Source organism: Albidovulum salinarum, assembly GCF_025673475.1.
GTDB lineage: Bacteria > Pseudomonadota > Alphaproteobacteria > Rhodobacterales > Rhodobacteraceae > Albidovulum > Albidovulum salinarum.
Genome location: NZ_JAOVQO010000025.1, coordinates 19,572 through 37,380, shown reverse-complemented (window position 1 = coordinate 37,380; position 17,809 = coordinate 19,572). Strand labels below are relative to the sequence as shown.

21 protein-coding genes and 1 tRNA gene are annotated in these 17,809 nt (G+C 66.7%); 1 reads left to right on the top strand and 21 read right to left on the bottom strand.

The window, feature by feature from the left end; translation table 11 throughout:
• A partial coding sequence (locus OEZ60_RS20115) for a transposase (RefSeq protein ID WP_411709824.1) occupies nucleotides 1-295 on the top strand: 295 nt, incomplete at its 5' end.
• 30 nt (nucleotides 296-325) lie between these two features.
• On the opposite strand, the gene OEZ60_RS20110 is transcribed toward OEZ60_RS20115, so the two are convergent.
• The 21 genes from OEZ60_RS20110 to OEZ60_RS20010 form a co-directional block, all read right to left on the bottom strand.
• Complete coding sequence (locus OEZ60_RS20110; protein WP_263340214.1) at nucleotides 326-601, bottom strand: hypothetical protein; 276 nt, start codon at nucleotides 599-601, stop codon at nucleotides 326-328.
• 21 nt (nucleotides 602-622) lie between these two features.
• On the bottom strand, nucleotides 623-1,228 hold the full coding sequence (locus OEZ60_RS20105; RefSeq protein WP_263340212.1) for a hypothetical protein: 606 nt from the start codon (nucleotides 1,226-1,228) through the stop codon (nucleotides 623-625).
• Nucleotides 1,229-1,230: 2 nt separating this feature from the next.
• Complete coding sequence (locus tag OEZ60_RS20100) at nucleotides 1,231-1,509, bottom strand: toxin-activating lysine-acyltransferase (RefSeq protein WP_263340218.1); 279 nt, start codon at nucleotides 1,507-1,509, stop codon at nucleotides 1,231-1,233.
• Nucleotides 1,510-2,013: 504 nt separating this feature from the next.
• Nucleotides 2,014-2,089 (bottom strand) — tRNA-Phe (locus tag OEZ60_RS20095).
• Nucleotides 2,090-2,238: 149 nt separating this feature from the next.
• Nucleotides 2,239-2,409 carry a DNA gyrase inhibitor YacG gene (locus tag OEZ60_RS20090; RefSeq protein WP_263340209.1) on the bottom strand — a complete coding sequence of 57 codons (171 nt, stop codon included), beginning with the start codon at nucleotides 2,407-2,409 and terminating at the stop codon, nucleotides 2,239-2,241.
• Nucleotides 2,406-3,455 (bottom strand): ribonuclease E/G, encoded by a 1,050-nt coding sequence (locus OEZ60_RS20085; protein WP_263340206.1) that lies wholly within the window; start codon nucleotides 3,453-3,455, stop codon nucleotides 2,406-2,408. The genes OEZ60_RS20090 and OEZ60_RS20085 overlap by 4 nt, the downstream gene beginning before the upstream one ends.
• Entirely contained in the window at nucleotides 3,452-4,036 is a 585-nt protein-coding gene (locus OEZ60_RS20080; RefSeq protein ID WP_263340203.1) for a Maf family protein, read from the bottom strand. The genes OEZ60_RS20085 and OEZ60_RS20080 overlap by 4 nt, the downstream gene beginning before the upstream one ends.
• A gap of 1 nt (nucleotide 4,037) precedes the next feature.
• On the bottom strand, nucleotides 4,038-4,256 hold the full coding sequence (gene infA, locus OEZ60_RS20075; RefSeq protein WP_263340199.1) for a translation initiation factor IF-1: 219 nt from the start codon (nucleotides 4,254-4,256) through the stop codon (nucleotides 4,038-4,040).
• 82 nt (nucleotides 4,257-4,338) lie between these two features.
• On the bottom strand, nucleotides 4,339-5,232 hold the full coding sequence (locus OEZ60_RS20070; protein ID WP_263340197.1) for a carbon-nitrogen hydrolase family protein: 894 nt from the start codon (nucleotides 5,230-5,232) through the stop codon (nucleotides 4,339-4,341).
• Between the two features lie 19 nt (nucleotides 5,233-5,251).
• Nucleotides 5,252-5,839, bottom strand: a complete 588-nt coding sequence (locus tag OEZ60_RS20065) for a GNAT family N-acetyltransferase (RefSeq protein ID WP_263340195.1) — start codon at nucleotides 5,837-5,839, stop codon at nucleotides 5,252-5,254.
• Nucleotides 5,836-6,234, bottom strand: a complete 399-nt coding sequence (locus OEZ60_RS20060; protein ID WP_263340193.1) for a ketosteroid isomerase-related protein — start codon at nucleotides 6,232-6,234, stop codon at nucleotides 5,836-5,838. The genes OEZ60_RS20065 and OEZ60_RS20060 overlap by 4 nt, the downstream gene beginning before the upstream one ends.
• A gap of 88 nt (nucleotides 6,235-6,322) precedes the next feature.
• Nucleotides 6,323-6,721, bottom strand: a complete 399-nt coding sequence (locus OEZ60_RS20055; RefSeq protein ID WP_411709825.1) for an arsenate-mycothiol transferase ArsC — start codon at nucleotides 6,719-6,721, stop codon at nucleotides 6,323-6,325.
• A gap of 65 nt (nucleotides 6,722-6,786) precedes the next feature.
• Complete coding sequence (locus OEZ60_RS20050) at nucleotides 6,787-7,266, bottom strand: UPF0262 family protein (protein ID WP_263340187.1); 480 nt, start codon at nucleotides 7,264-7,266, stop codon at nucleotides 6,787-6,789.
• The gene (gene hisD / locus OEZ60_RS20045; protein ID WP_263340185.1) at nucleotides 7,263-8,576 is read right to left on the bottom strand and encodes a histidinol dehydrogenase; all 1,314 of its coding nucleotides are present in this window, start codon (nucleotides 8,574-8,576) and stop codon (nucleotides 7,263-7,265) included. Before hisD ends, OEZ60_RS20050 begins: the two co-directional genes overlap by 4 nt.
• A gap of 106 nt (nucleotides 8,577-8,682) precedes the next feature.
• A complete protein-coding gene (locus tag OEZ60_RS20040; RefSeq protein WP_263340182.1) occupies nucleotides 8,683-9,228 on the bottom strand; it encodes a sarcosine oxidase subunit gamma in 546 nt (181 codons plus the stop codon).
• Complete coding sequence (locus tag OEZ60_RS20035) at nucleotides 9,221-12,160, bottom strand: sarcosine oxidase subunit alpha family protein (RefSeq protein ID WP_263340180.1); 2,940 nt, start codon at nucleotides 12,158-12,160, stop codon at nucleotides 9,221-9,223. Before OEZ60_RS20035 ends, OEZ60_RS20040 begins: the two co-directional genes overlap by 8 nt.
• Nucleotides 12,157-12,456: a sarcosine oxidase subunit delta gene (locus OEZ60_RS20030; RefSeq protein WP_263340178.1), complete on the bottom strand. Its 300-nt coding sequence runs from the start codon at nucleotides 12,454-12,456 to the stop codon at nucleotides 12,157-12,159. The genes OEZ60_RS20035 and OEZ60_RS20030 overlap by 4 nt, the downstream gene beginning before the upstream one ends.
• Nucleotides 12,457-12,466: 10 nt before the next feature.
• Nucleotides 12,467-13,717, bottom strand: coding sequence for a sarcosine oxidase subunit beta family protein (locus OEZ60_RS20025; RefSeq protein WP_263340176.1), 1,251 nt, complete (start codon nucleotides 13,715-13,717; stop codon nucleotides 12,467-12,469).
• Between the two features lie 190 nt (nucleotides 13,718-13,907).
• A complete protein-coding gene (locus OEZ60_RS20020; RefSeq protein WP_263340173.1) occupies nucleotides 13,908-15,266 on the bottom strand; it encodes a pilus assembly protein TadG-related protein in 1,359 nt (452 codons plus the stop codon).
• Nucleotides 15,267-15,269: 3 nt separating this feature from the next.
• On the bottom strand, nucleotides 15,270-15,662 hold the full coding sequence (locus tag OEZ60_RS20015; protein ID WP_263340170.1) for a TadE/TadG family type IV pilus assembly protein: 393 nt from the start codon (nucleotides 15,660-15,662) through the stop codon (nucleotides 15,270-15,272).
• Between the two features lie 245 nt (nucleotides 15,663-15,907).
• Entirely contained in the window at nucleotides 15,908-17,800 is a 1,893-nt protein-coding gene (locus OEZ60_RS20010) for an acyl-CoA synthetase (RefSeq protein ID WP_263340167.1), read from the bottom strand.
• Nucleotides 17,801-17,809: the final 9 nt, after the last annotated feature.

Genomic DNA, 17,809 nt, shown 5'->3' with positions numbered 1-17,809 from the left:
GGCCGTCATCCCACCACGGAAGAATGCCAAGCCGTGGAAGACTGTCACCGCCGGGGCGGTCGCAAGAAACGAAGCATTGCGCGCCTCGAAATACCTCGGCCGCGCGCTCTGGCGACGATGGAGCGGAAACCACCGCCGGAGCCGCGTCGAAACGAAGATGCACTGCGTGAAACTGCTGGGCCAGCGGCTCATGGCGCGGGACTTTGACCGCCAGGTTGCGGAGCTCCACGTCCGCATCGCCATCCTGAACCGCTACACTGCGCTCGGCATACCTGTCACTGAAGCCGAGGGATGAGTCTGCCCGGGGATAGGGGAATCTCGGCCATCAGCCGATTTGTGCAACAGAGCCGCCCTGACGTCCCAACCAGGCATCATGCGAATTGAAGCCCCAGCCGGCGGCACTGAGTGCATCTCGTACACCGAAACCCGCTGCACCGAACGCATTCGCGGTATCAGGATTTGAAAACAGCGCCATCAGGTTGCCGACGCTGTTTATCTTTATGCCCAGGGCCGCGAGCTGCGGTTCGAAGAAGTCGAATGCTTTTTGCGGGATGATATGCTGAACTTCAAACCCGAAAATCGAATAGCCGTTAGTGCCCATGGGTATATGATCCGTAAACTGTCAGACGATGCGGCAACGCACCAGGTGAAAGACCTTGGCAAGGCCCGCCTTATGGAGCGCCGCGCCGAGTTTTGGGCTGACGAAGAAGCCGATCTCCGAGCGAGAGTCCCCCCAAATATCAGCCCCCTCCAGCGCGGCAGCACCAACGGCAAGCTCGTCATCCTTGATCCAGAACTTTGGGTGGCATTTGCCGTCCGGATAGGGCCCATCGATACCGGTGCTTTCGGCAGCGTTAACGGCTGACTTCTTCTGCCCGAAATTCAGCGCCCAAAAGGGGCCCGGGACCGGCGTCACCCCGTCGTGCCGAAACAGCTCGAGCGGATAAAGTCCACCGCCGCCCAGATCGTGCTGGCGCAGTACCGTCGCAGCCTTTTCGGTCATGCAAAGGAACCCGTTCACCATGAACAGGTGCGAAATGCGTGTTGCCTTGGGAAGTTGCTCGACGGCCCGCTGTGGGAGGAGGTCAGGATCAAGATGCCCTCCGCCTCTGTGGAACATCGCGTTTTTCGACCGCTCCAACGGCGGAACGACCCTGTCCTCCATATCAAACCGCGCCGAAAGCTCTGATTTCTGCGGCGCAACACTCAGCCAGACAATATCGGCCATCGTCATTCTCCCTTGGTTTGAGATGCGCCCATCTTCTCCAGCATCTCAGGTTCCACAAGCCCGCCGATATGGGGATGCATCCTGAGCTCGCCTTCCTTCACCACCTGACGGAAGTTGGCGATCACCCGGCCCGTCGTGGCGCGGTCCGGCGCAATGACGTCGAGAAGCCAGTTGATGCTGCCCGACTGCCAGTCCTCGGGCTTGAGGCGAACCGGGAAGGTCCCCGCCTTGATCTGGTCGCGGATCTTCGCGTCCACCTCCTCCGAGACCGAGGCCCAGATCGCGAAGCCCGCAATGTCGGTCAGCGGGCCCTGCTCCGCGGCGTTTGACTACCTGTCAACATTGGCGTGCGTGCGACCGTTGTGTTACCTTCAGGCTGGATTCAGATCACTTCTCGCTCTCACGCGACACCTTCAGATGGTGAGTGGGGTAGATAGAGAATGTTCGGAATGACTGAACTTTCACAGAGTCCCTTCGAACTATGCCTTCGCCATTGATGCCTGTTTTCCCAGAAGTTTCGCCCCGGGTGTCGCAGCTGCAGCAAGTTTCCGCTTCTATCCGGAATCAGCGGCCATTTCCGCGCCTGCCCGCAGACACACTAAGACTGCCGGATATCCTACGGCGTGCGTCGCTCACTGGTCTGAGATTCTCTGTGAAGCGGCTCGTAACCTATCGAACGGCCAACATCCCGAATCCTCGCCCATCGCCTTTGCAAGGGTCGACAGATCGGGGGATTCAACTGGAGCCGTTCTCCAAAATCGTCCTATATCAATAGCTTGATAAAGTGGTGCCCAGAGCCGGAATCGAACCAGCGACACGCGGATTTTCAATCCGCTGCTCTACCAACTGAGCTATCTGGGCACCGGGGGCGTTACCGCCCGGCCCGGCGTTCTTAGGCGAGTGCCGCGTGGCTGTCCAGAGGGATTCACCGAAAAAGTGACCGTCGGCAAGGCATATGTCCAGCGCCTTTCGTCGCCCCCCGCAGCGGCGGAGCGAGCGGCGCCCGCCCATCAATGCGGTCGCCGTTCCGGCAGTTCTTCGTCGCCCGGAACATCGTCGTCTTCGCCGGGAATCGCATAGGCCCCCGTCAGCCACCGGCCGAGATCGACGTCGGCGCAGCGCTTCGAGCAGAACGGCCGGTACTTCGGGTCCGTCTCCTTGCCGCAGATCGGGCAGCTCATTCCGCGCCTTCCCCGAGAAGCGCCGCCAGAGGGCGCCGATCTCGCTTGCGCTGGATTTCGAAATTGCCGAGCGGCGTCCAGCCCGCGAGGCTCGTCTCGGCCGCTTCGCCCTTGAAGGCCGCGCGCAGCTGCTGGTCGAGCGTGGCGCGGTCGCGCTTCGGCATCGGCGCGAAATCAACCGTGACCTGGCCGCCAAGCCCGCGCAGCCGCAATTGCCGCGGCAGTTCGCGAGCGGCGGCGATATTGGCCTTGAGGCCGGCCGCGGGCGAGGTGTCGGCGCCGGTGTTCACGTCGACCGCGATCAGCGCCCGGGTCGGCTCGATCGCCATGTGCGCGCTGCCCGACAGCAACACGACGGGCGTCAGAAGCGCGTCGATCATCTCCTCGACTCCGTGGCGCGCGAAGGCGTCCGCACCCTCGGCGATCTCGTCCGGCGCCGGGTCGGACCAGTCGCGCCAGGCCTCCTCATGTGGGCCCGGCGCATCGACCAGAAGCTCCGGCGCGCCGCTCACGTCGGCCAGCACGGCTTCGGCCAGTTCCCGCATCTCGGCGATATCGGCGGCTATTTCCTCTGCCTCCGACCCCTCGGCGGCCGAACGAAGGATCAGGCCCGATGTTGAACCGGCCATTGCTAGGGCCGCAATCTCCTCGAGCCGCGCGCGTTCCTCGGCATCGCGGATCCGCCGCGAGACGTTGAGGCCGGGCGCGGCGGGCGTGACGATAGCGAGCCGGCTCTTGAACAGAAGCCGCGTCGACACCGGCAGGGCCTTGCCCGGCTCGGCGTGGCCCGCGACCTGAACGAGGATCTGCTGCCCGGAGGACAGGCCCCCGGTCTCGCGCAGAAAGCCTCGGGTACCCGGCAGGCGCACGAAGACGCCGCCCTGCCCCTTCATCTGCCGGTCGACGGTGCCGCGCAGGATCGCGCCGGGCGCAAAATCCACCTCGTCGGCGGCCTCGACGAGCAGGTCCTCGAGCCGCCCGTCGACGACCAGCGCCGCGGCCTCGCGGCCGCGATACGTCCCGAGAACGACGACCCGGCCCTTCATGCGTCCACTCCGTATATGTCGATCCCGGCGGCTTCCAGGAGATGCGCGGTCTCCGCGACCGGCAGGCCGACCACCCCGGTAAACGAGCCCTGAAGCCAGGGAATGAAGGCGCCGAACCGGCCCTGGATGCCGTAGGCTCCGGCCTTGCCCTGCCATTCGCCGGAGGCAAGATAGGCGTTGATCTCCATGTCCGACAGTGGCTTCACCTTCACCACGGTCTCCACCGCGCGCTCCCAGAGCCGGTCGCCGCGCTTGACCGCCACGGCGGTGATCACGCGGTGGCGCCGGCCCGAGAGCTTCAGCAGGAACTCCGCCGCCTCGCCCGCGCTCACGGGCTTGCCGAGGATCCGGCGGCCGAGCGCCACGGTGGTGTCGGCGCAGAGCACGACCTCGTCGGCGCTGGCGGGCAGCGCCTCGGCCTTCTGCCGCGCCATGCGGGCGCAGTAGGGCTGCGGCAGTTCGCCGTTCAGAGGGGTTTCGTCGATATCGGGCGTGCGGATCTCGTCCGGCTCTAGGCCGAGCTGCGCCAAAAGATCCTTCCGGCGCGGGCTGGCCGAGCCGAGAATGAGGCGCGGGCGCACCTTACTTGAAGCGGTAATTGATCCGCCCCTTGCTCAGGTCATAGGGCGTCATCGTCACCTGAACCTTGTCGCCGGCGAGAACGCGGATGCGGTTCTTGCGCATCTTGCCTGCCATCGTCGCGATGATCTCATGGCCGTTTTCCAGCTCGACCCTGAACGTCGCGTTCGGCAGGAGTTCCTTGACGACGCCCGGGAATTCGAGACCTTCTTCCTTGGCCATGGTCACTCCATAGTTGTTCCGCCCGGGTCCACGCCGGGCGCGCACTAATTGCGCCCGATGGCGCGCGATTTCAAGCGCAATCTCAGGTTTCGGCCCGGACTGCAACCTTGTGTAGCTGGGAAAGCTGCTCGGGCCAGTGGCTGAGGTTCAAGACGCCGCCATCGGCGCGGACCGCCGCGATGGCTTCGCGCGAGACCTCGGCATAGGTCCAGCCCGGCTGGCCGAACGTGCCTTCGGCGAGGATGCCGGTCGCGGGAAAGCCGTGATCTGGCGGGCCGTAGATCGAGGCAGCGCCGGTGTTCTCCTCCATCCCGTAGCACCAGTGCGCGACACCGACGATCGGCGCATGCACCGCGACGAGCTGGTTTTCGAGCGCGCGGGCCATGGCGCCGACCCGGACACGGGTGAAGCCCGCGAGCGTCTCCGTCGCGGAGGGCACGAGCAGGATCTCGACACCCGCCTCGGCAAGCGCCCGGCCCAGCAACGGGAACTCGCTGTCGTAGCAGATCAGGATACCGATCCGGCCGAGCGCGGTGTCGAAGACCTGCAGCCCGTCGCCCGGCACGACATGCCAGCCGTCGCGTTCCCAGCGGGTCATCATCGCCTTGTCCTGATGGCCAAGAAGGCCGTTCGGACCGAAGAAGCTGGCGCGGTTCACCGGGCGCCCGCCCGCATGGGCAAGGCCGAAGGCCGGGCCCGAGGCCGCGAGGATATGGACCCCGTGCGCGGCTGCAAGGCAGGCATGCAGCGCCTCCGCCGCCGGTCGGTGCCGGTCCACCTCGACCAGCGCGCCGGCGATGTCGCCCGCGACCGCCTGGCCGCCGAGCGAGGCGAGTTCCATCGCCGCATATTCCGGGAAGACCAGAAGCTCTGCCCCCTGCCCCGCCGCCTCGGCGACCCAGGCGGAGATCTTGGCCTCGTAGGTCGACCAGTCGTCGAACCAGTCAAGCGGATAGGCGGCGGCGGCGACTTTCATGGTCTCTCTCCCGTCGGTCTCAGAGCTCTCGGATCCAGAACTGCATCGGCTTCGTGGTCGGCTCCGCCTCGCCGATGTCCTTCCAGGAATACTCGGCCACCGCCCCTTCGAGCGGCGCGTAGCCGCGCTTGCGCCAGAAAGCGTCGAGCGGCCGGTAGCTCGCCGGATGGAGCGGGTGATCCTCAGGTCGCACAACCCGGCAGAAGGCCGAATGGCTGCGGCCGAGCTTGCGGGCATGCGCCTCGCGCGCATCGAAGAAGGCATGGCCGAGCCCGCGGCCGCGATAGTCCGGCAGCAGCACCGATTCGGCGCAGTAGAAGATGTCCGTCAGGCGAATCCCTGTCCCGGTGAAGGCCGCGCCGAATTCATCGCCATGCTCCTCCATCGGCGTGCCGGTGGAGGCGCCGACCAGCCGGCTGCCGTCGAAGGCGCCGACGAGGATCGCGTTGGGGCTGTGGCGATAGGTCTTGAGGTAGCGCTTCTCGTAGCCGAGATCGCCGTCATAGAGATAGGGCCAGTCGCGGAATACCGCGATCCGGAGCTTCGCCACGTCGTCGAGTGCCGCCTCGAGCGCGTCGTCCTCGAGGACAAGAACCTCTATTGTCATGCGGAGACCTGCCGGATCCAGTCCTGGAGGTTGTAATAAGTCGTCACGCGGGTGATCTTGCCTTCCTTCAGCGAGAAGAACCCGCCCGCCGGCAGGACGTATTTCTGGCCATGCGCCTCGGGAAGGCCGGGATCGGTCTTGAGATAGGTGCCGTTCACCACGAATTCCGCCGCGCCCCGCGTGCCGTCCTCGTTCGAGAAGACGACCATGTCGGTCAGCTCTTCCTTGTAGGTCTCGCTCATGTGGCGGCAGAAGTCGGCGAAGGCCTCCTTGCCGAGCCGGGTCGCGCCCTCGTTCACGTTATGGGCGAACTCGTCATGGAGCGTGTCGAGCATGGCGTCGGTGTCGCCACGGTTGAAGGCGGCGTAATAGGCTTCGATCGTGGCGCGTGTCATGTCTCACTCCATTGGCTGCGGCGCGCACCATATTGCGCAGGGCGGGGACTTCCCATCCCCGTTGCGTCAGTTTCCGGCCGCTTTGCGGCTATTGCGGTTCCGTCGGCGGGCCGAAGCGGCGGATCATCCGGGCTTTGATCTGGTCACGCGCCAGCCGGTAGGAGGCGAGCTTGGCCTCGCGTGTCTCGCCGATTCCAGTCGCGTCCATCACCGGCCAGTATTCGACCTCGAGGTGGAAGAAGCGGGTGAATTCCAGCGCCTGGCGCTGGCTCGCCGGCGAGAGCGCCACGACGAGATCGAATCCCGACAGGTCGTCGCCCCATTGCTGCATCTCCTCGAAGCTGCGCGAGCGGTGGCGCGACAGCTCCACGCCAATCTCCTGGCAGACCGCGACCGCGAAGCCGTCGACCTCCAGATCGTTGTGGACCCCGGCCGACTGCACATAGCAGGCATGGCCGTAGAACTTCTTCATCATCCCTTCCGCCATCGGCGAACGGACGGCATTGTGATCGCAGCAGAAAAGCACCGAGTGCGGCAGCGTACGATCCAAGCTCACCCTCCGAAGTGCAGCACGCAAATGAGGGTGAAGAGCCGCCGCGCCGTGTCGATGTCGAGCTCCGCCTTGCCTTCGAGCCGTTCCTGCAACACCCGCGCGCCCTCGTTGTGGATACCGCGCCGGGCCATGTCGATCGCCTCGATCTGGGAGGGCGGCAGGCGCTTGACCGCCTCGAAATAGCTCTCGCAGATCTGGAAATAGTCCTTCACCACCTGCCGGAACGGGCCGAGCGACAGGTGGAACTCCGCCACCCTCTCGCCGCTCTCGGTCTCGATGTCGAAGACGAGCCGCTTTTCGCGGATCGCCAGACCAAGCCGGAAGGGCCCCTCGGGCGCCGTGTCTCCGTCCTTCGCCGGCAGCTCGAAGGAATTGTCCTCCAGGAGATCGAAGATCGCGACCTTGCGTTCCTGCTCCACTTCCGGCGTCGGCGCCGCCAGTCCGCGGTCGTCGATCTCGATTTGGCAGATGCGGCTCATTGCGCCTCCCTCCGGTTCAGCTGGTCGAGCCGGGCGCGGACCGAGAGTCCGTGCGCCTCGAGGCTTTCCGAGATCGCCAGCCGCTCCGCGGCGGGACCGATCGCGGCAAGCGCCGCCGGCGTCATCTTCGCGATGGTCGTGCGCTTGAGGAAATCCATCACCGAAAGCCCGCTCGAGAACCGCGCCGACCGCGCCGTGGGAAGCACATGGTTCGGCCCGCCGACGTAATCACCGATCGCCTCCGGCGTCCAGCGCCCGAGAAAGATCGCCCCGGCATGGGTGATCCGCTCCGCGAGCCCGTCGGGGTCGGCGACGCACAGCTCCAGATGCTCGGGCGCCACCCGGTTCGACAGCGCCGCCGCCTCGTGAAGATCGCGCGTCACGATAACCGCGCCGTAATCGCGCCAGCTCGCCCCGGCGATCGCCCGGCGCTCCAGTGTCTCGAGCCGCTTCTCGACCGCCGCCGCCACCGCCCGACCGAACCCCGCATCGTCGGTCACGAGGATCGACTGCGCGCTCTCGTCATGCTCGGCCTGGCTGAGAAGGTCGAGCGCGATCCAGTCCGGGTCGTTGTCCCTGTCCGCGATCACGAGGATCTCCGACGGCCCGGCGATCATGTCGATGCCGACGCGCCCGAAGACGCGCCGCTTGGCGGCCGCGACATAGGCGTTGCCCGGCCCGGTGATCTTGTCCACCGGCCGGATCGTCGCCGTGCCGTAGGCAAGTGCGGCAATCGCCTGCGCGCCGCCGATCCGGTAGACGGTATCGACGCCCGCAAGCCGCGCGGCGAGCAGCACCAGCGGGTTGACCGCACCGCCCGGCGTCGGGCAGGCGATCACCAGCCGCTCCACCCCCGCGACCTTGGCGGGGATCGCGTTCATCAGGACCGAGGACGGGTAGGAGGCCAAGCCCCCCGGCACATAGAGCCCCGCCGCCGAGACCGGCGACCAGCGCCAGCCAAGCTCGGCCCCCGCCGCATCGGTCCAGCGCGCATCCTCGGGCATCTGGCGGTCGTGATAGGCGCGGACCCGCTCCGCCGCGAGTTCGAGCGCGGCGCGGTCCTCGTCGGACACCTTGGCGCATTCCGCCGAGATCTCGTCTTGCGTAAAGGCCAGCGTCTCCGGGCTGAGGTCGAGCCGGTCGAACTTCGAGGTCAGCCCGATCACCGCCGCGTCGCCGCGCGTCCGCACGTCGTCGATGATCGCCGCGACCGCCGCGTCGACATCCGGCGCATCCTCGCGCTTGGCCGACAGGAGCGCGGCGAAGGCGGTTTCGAAATCCGGCTCGGCGGTGGTCAGAAAGACTGGCATGGCGGCACTCCTCGATCCCGCCCCCAATACAGTCGCCGGGCTTGCGCCTCAAGCATCCGAACGCACGCCATCGCCTGGTCGTGCGCGGAGGGACACAGGCCCCGCCTCAGAGCGCGGCGCGGGCGGCGAGCGCCGTCATCGCCTGATGCAGCTCATGCACCGCACTCGCCGCCATCGAGCGGAAGACCATGACCTCGAAGCTCTGCGCGCCGCTCCGGTGGAGGATCATCGCCATGTGCCCGAGCCCAGAGCGCGCCGCGCGCCCGACCGGGAACGCCCCCGCCCCGAGATCGAGCGGCACCAGCCGCGCCAGCACCGCCTCCGCCCCCCCGCCCTCGAGCCGCATCCGCGCCCAGGCGTCGCTCTGGTCGGTGAGCGCGGCGATGCCGGCAAGTCCCTCCGGCTCGGCGCCGATCAGAAAGGCCTGTCCGCGCCCGGTCCAGAGGCAGAGCCGCCCCTCGCCCCCGATGGACGCGCCGGGCCCGGGCCAGCCGAGGCCGAGCGCCTTCAGCGCCTTTCCGGCGGCGGCCTCCTTGCCGGCGAAGGGCGCGACGGAGGTGATCCGCTCCGGCGCGGGTTCGCTCAGCGTCACGCCGCCGGCCGAGACCGGCAGCAGGCCGTCACAGGCGGATTTTTCGATCAGGCTAGGCACGGGCACGGCCTCCTTCCGGGTCGAAGAAGATGGGGTTCATGACTTCGCAGACGACATCGGTGCCGCGCAGGTGGTCCACCAGCCGGACCCGCTGACCATGCCGGGCGCGGCCGTCCTTGAGGAACGCGAGCGCGAGATAGGTCTTCATCGTCGGCGAATAGCAGACCGAGGTGACATAGCCCTGATCGTTGGCCGAAACGGGCTCCGCCCCCTCGTTGAAAAGATGCGCCCCGGCGCCGATCTGGCGCGACATCGGGATCGGCCGGAGGCCGACGAGTTGCTCACGCTCCGGCCCGCCAAGGCCCTCGCGCTGGCTCGCCGCCTTGCCGACGCAGTCCTTCTTCGCCGAGACCATGCCCTGCAGCCCGATATCGAAGGCGGTGGTGCGGCCGTGGATCTCGGCGTGGGTGATGAAGCCCTTCTCGATCCGGAGCACGTTCAAGGCCTCCATGCCGTACGCCCCACCTCCGAGGTTCTCCGCCCGCGCCACGAGGTCGCGGTAAAGCGCCTCGCCGTAGCGCGCCGGCACCGCGATCTCGTACCCGAGCTCGCCCGAGAACGAGATCCGGAAGAGCCGCGCCCCGATCCCCATGATCCGCACGGTGCCGCAGGAGAGGAACGGGAAATCCTCGCCGTCGATCGGCGTTTCGAGCACCGAGTTCAAAAGCTCGCGTGCGAGCGGCCCGGCGACGGCGAACTGCGCCCAGGCCTCGGTCACCGAGATCATCCGCAGGTCCCAGTCCGGGCAATGCGCCTGGTGGACGAATTCGAGATGCCGCATCACCAGCCCCGCCGCCGCGGTCGTCGTCGTCATCAGGTAATGGTTCTCACCCCAGCAGGCGGTGGTGCCGTCATCGAGCACCAGCCCGTCCTCGCGCAGCATCAGCCCGTAGCGCACCCGGCCCGGCTTCAGCGTCGAGAAGGTGTTGGTATAGACGAGGTCGAGGAACCGGCCCGCGTCCGGCCCCTGGATATCGATCTTGCCCAGGGTCGAGACGTCGCAGATCCCGACCCGGTCGCGCACCATCAGGACCTCGCGGTCGCAGGCGTCGCGCCAGGTCGCCTCGCCCGGCCGCGGAAAGTAGGAGGGGCGGTACCAGAGCCCGGCCTCGATCATCGGCGCGCCGCGTTCGCTCGCCGCCTTGTGCGAGGTGGTGAAACGCTGCGGCGCGAAACCCTTGCCCTGCCCGCCCGCGCCCATCGCGGCGATAGAGACCGGCACATAGGGCGGCCGGAAGGTCGTGGTCCCGGTCTCTGGAATGCCCCGGCCGGTCGCGTCGGCAAGGACGGCCAGCGCGGCGACGTTGGAGTTCTTGCCCTGGTCCGGCGCCATGCCTTGCGTGGTGTAGCGCTTCATGTGCTCCACCGAGGCGAAGTTCTCCTGTGCGGCGAGCCGCACGTCCTTGGTCGTCACGTCGTTGGCGAAGTCGAGCCAGGCACGGTGCTTGCCGCCCGGCACCTCCCAATAGGCGCGAATCCGCACCGCGCCGTCCTCGGCCTCGGGCAGGTCGGCCGGCGCCGCGCCCCGCCCCAGCGACTCGAGCGCTTCGGCCGCCGCCGCCGCTCCCTCGGCAAGGCAGGCCCGCGTCGAGAACGTGCCGTTCGCCGCCCCCGCCGCCGTCAGGCCCGGGACCATCCCCGGCTTCGGCACGAAGGCCGCGATGTCCTCACGCCAGGTCGGGCGGCCGTTCATGTGGCAGGTGAGATGCAGCGCCGGGTTCCAGCCGCCCGAGACCGCGAGGCAATCGGTGACGATGCGCGAGACCTTTCCGTCCCGGTCGGCCACCACCACCTCGCGCAGCGACATCCGCCCGCCGGTGTCGATGACCCGCACGCCGGTCCGGACCGGCAGGTCGCCCGCCGCAGGTGCGTCGTCACGGGCGTCGATCACGCCCGCGACGTGCAGCCCCGCCGCGATCAGGTCGCGCGCGGTGCGGTAGCCATCGTCGTTGTTGGTCAGGATCGTGACATTCTGGCCCGCCGCCACGCCCCAACGGTTGAGATAGGCCCGCACCGCGCCCGCCGTCATCACGCCCGGCCGGTCATTGTTGGAGAACGCGATCTGGCGCTCATGCGCGCCCGAGGCGAGCACCGCCCGCTTCGCGACGATGCGCCAGAAGCACTCGCGCGGCAGCGCCGCCGCGGGGGTCGCGACATGCAGGCCCACCCGTTCGAGCGCGCCGTAGGTGCCGTTGTCATAGACGCCGATCACGCTTGTCCGCGGCATCAGCCGCACGTTCGGCATCGACGCGAGCTCGGCCACGGTCGCGGCCGCCCAGCCGGCGCCGGACTGGCCGCCGACCTCGTGCGTCTCGGCGAGAAGCCGCCCGCCCATCCGGTGATCCTCCTCGGCGAGGATCACCTCGGCGCCGCCCCGCGCCGCCTCGCGCGCGGCCATGAGGCCGGCGGGACCGGAGCCGATCACGAGGAGATCGCAGAAGGCAAAGGCCTTCTCGTAATGCTCGTCGTTCGACTGGCGCGACAGCGCACCGAGCCCGGCCGCGCGGCGGATCGCCGGCTCGTAGACCGCCTCCCAGAACTTCCGCGGCCACATGAACGTCTTGTAGTAGAAACCGGCGCTCAGATAGTTCGAGAAGAGGTCGTTCACCTCCATCACGTCGAAGCCGAGCGAGGGCCAGCAGTTCTGCCCCCGCGCCTCGAGCCCGGCGTGGATCTCCTGCAGCGTGGCGCGCACGTTCGGCACCTGACCCGCGCCGCGCCCCACGGTGACGAGCGCGTTCGGCTCCTCCGAACCCGCGGTCATCACCCCGCGCGGCCGGTGGTACTTGAACGACCGGCCGAAGACCCGGACGCCCGAGGCCAGAAGCGCCGAGGCCAGCGTGTCGCCCTGAAAGCCGGTATAGTCCTTGCCATCGAAGCGGAAGCCGACCGGAGCCGACCTGTCGACGAGGCCTCTGCCCTCGATCCTCATGCCTTCTTCCCCCTGCCCTTCGCGGCCGCCTTCTTGCCCTCTCGCCCGGCAACCAGCCGGGTCGCGAGGATCTCGTGGGTCACGGTGTTGCGCGTGACCTCGATCCAGGCCGCGCAGCCCATCTCGTGATACCAGAGGTCGCGCGTCTCCCCCGCCGGGTTGTCGCGCAGGTGCAGGTAATCGTCCCAGGCCTCCGGCGCGGCATCCGCGGCCGGTCGGTCGGCATAGACGGCATCGCCGTAGTAGTAGAACTCGCGCCGGTCGCGCTCGCCGCAGAGGGGGCATGTTATGCGCATGGGTCGTACCTCAATGCAGGTTGTGCTGGCTGCCGGTGCCTTCCTCGTCGAGGAGGCGGCCGGTCGCGAAACGGTCGAGCCGGTAGCGGCGGGCAACCTCGTGGCTTTCCCCGGTGGCCATCAGATGGGCCATGCACCATCCCGAGGCCGGCACCGCCTTGAAGCCGCCGTAGTTCCAGCCGCAGTCGATATAGAGCCCGCCGACATCGGTCTTGTCGATGATCGGCGAGCCGTCCGGGGTCATGTCCATGATCCCGCCCCACGACCGCAACACCTTCGCCTTGCCGATCATCGGCATCAGCGTCATACCCGCCTCCATCACATGCTCGACCATCGGCAGGTTGCCGCGCGCGGCATAGGAGGCGTAGAAATCGAGGTCGCCGCCGAAGACGAGCCCGCCCTTGTCGCTCTGCGAGATGTAGAAATGCCCCATCCCGAACGAGACGACATGGTCGATCACCGGCTTCAGCCCCTCGGTCACGAAGGCCTGCAGGATGTGGCTCTCGATCGGCAGCCGCATCCCCGCCATCGCCGCGACCTGGCCCGAGCGGCCGGCGACGATGATGCCGACCTTCTTCGCCTTGATCGCGCCCCGCGTGGTCTGGACGCCGGTGACGCGCCCGTCCTTGATGTCGATGCCGGTGACCTCGCAGTTCTGGATCAGGTCCACCCCGCGCTGGTCCGCGCCCCGCGCATAGCCCCAGGCCACCGCGTCATGCCGCGCGGTGCCGCCCCGGCGATGCAAAAGCCCGCCGTAGATCGGGAACCGGGTCTGCTCGAAGTCGAGATACGGCAGATGCCTCCGCACCCCCTCGCGGTCGAGAAGCTCGGCATCGTCGCCCTGGTTGATCATCGCATTGCCACGCCGCGCGAAGGCGTCGCGCTGGCCGTCGGAGTGGAAGAGGTTGATGAGCCCGCGCTGCGAATGCATGACGTTGTAGTTGAGCTCGGCCTCCAGCCCCTCCCAGAGCTTCAGCGAGTGTGAGTAGAACTCCTGGTTGCCGGGCAGGAAGTAGTTCGCGCGCACGATCGTGGTGTTGCGGCCCACATTGCCGCCGCCGAGATAGCCCTTCTCCAGCACCGCGATATTGGTCAGCCCGTGGTTCTTGGCGAGGTAATACGCGGTCGAGAGCCCGTGCCCGCCGCCGCCGATGATGATGGTGTCGTATTCGCGCTTCGGTTCTGGGTCGCGCCAGGCCGGTTTCCAGCCCTTGTTGCCGAACAGCCCCTCGGTGAAGACCCTGAGCCCGGAATAGCGCATGACATCCCTCCCTGTCCGGTTCCACTGAACCGGCATGCGGCAGAGAATTCAATGCCTGCGGTGGATTTCCGCGCCGTTTCACGACAAGGTCATGTCGCAACTCCACTTTCGGTGGAAAAACATTTCGGCCGGCACCTTTCGGTACCGGCCGGCAAGCTATGGGGAGCGGTGTCCCCGCGTCCTTGCTCGGTCAGTGGACAAGCCGGAAATAGCGGGCCGCGTAGCTGTTCCCCATGCCCTGGCCGTCGCAGAACCCGAACTTGCCGTTCGACGTCACGTCGGCCTTCCCGCCCGCGACGATCGACACGCCTTCGAACCCGTCCGCGTTGGCGGTCAAAGACACGTCGCCCGCAGCGAGGATCTGGCTGCCGTAGATACTGGTCTTAGCGGCAAACTCGACCCCGCCCTTGGTGACGATTTGCACATCGCCTCCCACCACGCAATGATCGTTCTTGCCGATGACAATGTCCGACGAGGCGTAGATCGATTTCGCATCGGGATTGGTAGTGATGATCACCGCGTCCTGAATGACCGCGCCAGAGGCGATTTGCAGCCGGCAATCGGTGATGATCACCATCTTCACGAGGTTGAATCCCGATCCGATCTGCTTGTGGGTGTTGTCGTTCTTGCAGTCCATGTAATGGATGCGCCCGGTTTTGAACTTGGTCGGGTCGAGCCCGGTCGGACCGTTGGCCTTGATCGTGATCTGCGTCGGGCTCGTGATGTAGCTCCGGTAATACTCGCTGGGCGGGGTCGAAGGCGTCATGATCCCGACCACCGGATCGTTCGGCGCGTTCACGCTCTTGATGATCGTGTCGATGCGGTTGAGGACCCGGATCTGGTAGGAACTGTCGCGCAATGCCTCCTTCAAGCCCACATTCGAGGTGAATCCCGAACTCGGCAGTTCGAGGTTGCGCTTGTCCGGCATCGAGACGATGACGCCGGGATCGTAGAGGTTGTTGGAGCTGACCTTCACATAGTCCTGCGAATGCAGGCAGATCCCGTTGGAGAACCAGCCGTTCGACTGCATCTCCAACCGCAGCCGCGACACGATCCCTTCATCCTCGCAGTCCGAATAGTAGGTCTCGAACACCGAGGTGGAGACGACGTCCCAGGCGTCGTATCCCACGAGCCCCAGCATGTAGGTCATGACACCGTTGCCGTCCGCAACGGAGCGCCGTGTGGTAACCGCGACCGCACGGTCAGACCCGGCATCGGGGGTGAACGCGGCACCGTCCCAGGTGCCGAAAACGATGTCCTCGGGCTTGAGGACGGTACCGTACTTGCCGGGCGGCAAGGCGGCGGCGGCGATTTGGATCGCCTTCGCCTTTGCAACGTCCGCAGTATTGAGTTCGCGCGTGTAGAGCGCGGCATGGGCCGCCGCATCGGCGGCGACCTGGAGCTCGGTCTTGGAGGCCACGCCGCTGCCGTAGTCCACGGCCAGCCCGCCGACGACCAGCATGGCCAGGAACATGTAGAGGCTAAGGACGGTGATTCCGCCCTCTTCCGAGGACACGAAGCGGGAGACTTCAAACCGACGGCGGGTCATGCCTCAGATCTCCTTCAGATGCTCTGCGGTGACGTTCATCCATCCGCCACCGAAGATGTCGGCGACGCCGAAAAGGTCGAGATCCGCCATCGGCACGCTGACCGTCGTCGTGATCAGGCCCGCGACATCGGTGGTCAACACCTTTGCGTTCGGGGTAAATTTGGCGGTCTCGGCAAGCACGAAGTTCTGTGTCGCGCTCACGTCCTTGAGCCTGCCGATCGACATGTTGCGATTGGCGGCCTGAACGATCACCAAGAGCTTCGACTGGCCGTGAAAGACCATTGAGACATCGGCGAGAAATCCAAACAGGATGAAGAAGAACGGAAGCCAGATCACGGCTTCGACCGTAGCGGCCCCGTCGTCGCGCTTGACGAAGCGGGCCGCGAACGCGGACAACTTGGCGTGGCAGCTCATAATAACCGCTCTCAATTCGTCGCCCGATTCCTTCAGGCAACCCCTTCCCCCGCGTTATCTATTCACTCATAAAAAAGGCATTTGTGTGGCCAAGCGGGTTTCCGCCCAGCCGGCGGAGGAAGCGCCCGGACGTCGCGGAATTCGCTGCCATCCTGCCCCGCCCGGCCCGCGGCCCGCTCACCGGCAGGACACACGCCATTGCAGGGCGGCGCATCGGTGCGCCGCCGCTACGCCCAGTCCCAGGGCCGGGTGAACTCGCCGAGTTTCTGCTTCAGCGCCTGGGTGTCGACCTCTCCGGTCTTTTCGAGCCGCGCCACGAGGCCGAGTTTCTTGTCCTCGACAACCTCCTTCACGTGCACGGCGAATCCCGCCTCCGCGAGCGCCGCGTCATAGACCCGCTCGATCGCGCGCTTCCTCAGGTCGGGCTTGAAGATCTTGCCCACCGCGGTCTTCGGCAGCTCGTCGAGGATCTCGATATGCTTCGGCACCGCCGCGCGCTCGCGGATATGGGCTTTCGCGTGGTCAAGCAGTTCCTCGACGGTGACCGCCGCGCCCGCGACCAGCTCGACATAGGCGCAGGGCAATTCGCCCGCAAAGGCGTCGGGCTGGCCGATCGCGCCGGCGAAGGCCACGGCCGGATGGCCCATCAGCGCCTCCTCGATCTCAGCGGGGTCGATGTTGTGGCCGCCGCGGATGATCAGGTCCTTCGCCCTGCCGGTGATCCAGAGATAGCCGTCCGCGTCGATCCGGCCGAGATCGCCGGTCCTGAGATAACGCCCCTCGGCGAAGAGCGCGCGGTTCTTGTCGACCTCGGTATAGGTCGAGCCCTCGAAGACGCCGGGATTGGAAATGCAGATCTCGCCGACCTCGTCGGTGCCGCATTCCTTGGTGACGCCGCCCTCGGCATCGGTGTGCAGGATCCGCACATGGGTATAGGGCAAGGGCAGACCGACCGAGCCCACCTTCTTCGTGCCATCGACCGGGTTGCAGGAGACGAGACAGGTCGCCTCCGTCAGCCCGTAGCCTTCGGCGATCTGCACGCCTGTCGCCTTCTCGAAACGGTTGTAGAGCTCCAGCGGCAGGGCCGCCGAGCCCGAAATCGCGATCTTGAGCGTCGAGACATCGGCATTCACGGGGCGCTGCATCAAGGCGGCGATGGCGGTCGGGACGGAGATCAGGAAGGTGACCTGCCAGCGTTCGATGAGCTTCCAGAAGTTGTCGAAGACGCCGTCGCCACGATAGCCGGCGGGCGTCGGCATCACCACATGCGCTCCCGCCGCGATCACCGACATGAAGACCGGATAGGCCGCGAAAACGTGGAAAAGCGGCAGCGGGCAGATCAGCACGTCGGTCTCGTCGAAGAGAAGCGTGCCGCCGAGCCAGCCGTTGTAGATCATGCCCGAGTAGAGGTGCTGCGCCACCTTGGGCATGCCCGTGGTGCCGCCGGTATGGAAGAAGGCCGCGACCCGGTCAGCCTTCGCATCCTCGAAAGTGAGCCGGTCGGCGGGCATCCTCGCGCATTCGGCGTTGAAATCCTTGACCACGGCCTTGTGCGCGACCGGGTTCTTGGGCCGGACGAGGGGCACGATCCAGGACTTCGGCGGCGTCAGGTAGCGGTTGAGATCGACCTCGAGGACGGTCTGCACACCCGGCGCGAGCTTCAGCGCGGCGGCGGCCTTCTGCGGAACGTCGGTCTTGGGGAAGGCCTTCAGCGTCACCAGCACCTTGGCCTTGGTCTCGCGCAGAATCGCGGCGATCTGCTCGGGCTCGAGAAGCGGGTTGATCGGATTGACGATGCCCGCGACCGCGCCGCCAAGAAGCGTCGCCCCGGTCTCCAGGCAATTCGGCAGGAGATAGGCGACGACGTCCTTCTCGCCCACGCCGAGGCTGCGGAAGAGGTTCGCTGCCTGGGTGACGCGGCCGTGGAGCTGGTTCCAGGTCCAGGTCTCCGCCTTCGCCTGCGGGTCCGAGAAGATCTGGAAGCTGATCGCACTGCGCGCGCCATGCGCGTCACGGGTTCTCGTCAGGAACTGGTAGAGCGTGACCGGCAGGTCGCGCTCCTCATACGGCATCTCGCGCTCGACCGCGTCCCGGTCGGCCACACCCGAAAACTTGCCCATCTGGTCTCT

Bases quoted from the DNA above. Each gene is read 5' to 3' on its own strand.
- infA (WP_263340199.1), bottom strand. From the start codon at position 4,256: ATGGCCAAGGAAGAAGGTCTCGAATTCCCGGGCGTCGTCAAGGAACTC.
- OEZ60_RS20090 (WP_263340209.1), bottom strand. From the start codon at position 2,409: ATGAGCTGCCCGATCTGCGGCAAGGAGACGGACCCGAAGTACCGGCCG.
- OEZ60_RS20085 (WP_263340206.1), bottom strand. From the start codon at position 3,455: ATGAAGGGCCGGGTCGTCGTTCTCGGGACGTATCGCGGCCGCGAGGCC.
- hisD (WP_263340185.1), bottom strand. From the start codon at position 8,576: ATGCCAGTCTTTCTGACCACCGCCGAGCCGGATTTCGAAACCGCCTTC.
- OEZ60_RS20035 (WP_263340180.1), bottom strand. From the start codon at position 12,160: ATGAGGATCGAGGGCAGAGGCCTCGTCGACAGGTCGGCTCCGGTCGGC.
- OEZ60_RS20055 (WP_411709825.1), bottom strand. From the start codon at position 6,721: ATGGCGGAAGGGATGATGAAGAAGTTCTACGGCCATGCCTGCTATGTG.
- OEZ60_RS20020 (WP_263340173.1), bottom strand. From the start codon at position 15,266: ATGACCCGCCGTCGGTTTGAAGTCTCCCGCTTCGTGTCCTCGGAAGAG.
- OEZ60_RS20030 (WP_263340178.1), bottom strand. From the start codon at position 12,456: ATGCGCATAACATGCCCCCTCTGCGGCGAGCGCGACCGGCGCGAGTTC.
- OEZ60_RS20105 (WP_263340212.1), bottom strand. From the start codon at position 1,228: ATGGCCGATATTGTCTGGCTGAGTGTTGCGCCGCAGAAATCAGAGCTT.
- OEZ60_RS20060 (WP_263340193.1), bottom strand. From the start codon at position 6,234: ATGACACGCGCCACGATCGAAGCCTATTACGCCGCCTTCAACCGTGGC.
- OEZ60_RS20110 (WP_263340214.1), bottom strand. From the start codon at position 601: ATGGGCACTAACGGCTATTCGATTTTCGGGTTTGAAGTTCAGCATATC.
- OEZ60_RS20025 (WP_263340176.1), bottom strand. From the start codon at position 13,717: ATGCGCTATTCCGGGCTCAGGGTCTTCACCGAGGGGCTGTTCGGCAAC.
- OEZ60_RS20065 (WP_263340195.1), bottom strand. From the start codon at position 5,839: ATGACAATAGAGGTTCTTGTCCTCGAGGACGACGCGCTCGAGGCGGCA.
- OEZ60_RS20050 (WP_263340187.1), bottom strand. From the start codon at position 7,266: ATGAGCCGCATCTGCCAAATCGAGATCGACGACCGCGGACTGGCGGCG.
- OEZ60_RS20010 (WP_263340167.1), bottom strand. From the start codon at position 17,800: ATGGGCAAGTTTTCGGGTGTGGCCGACCGGGACGCGGTCGAGCGCGAG.
- OEZ60_RS20070 (WP_263340197.1), bottom strand. From the start codon at position 5,232: ATGAAAGTCGCCGCCGCCGCCTATCCGCTTGACTGGTTCGACGACTGG.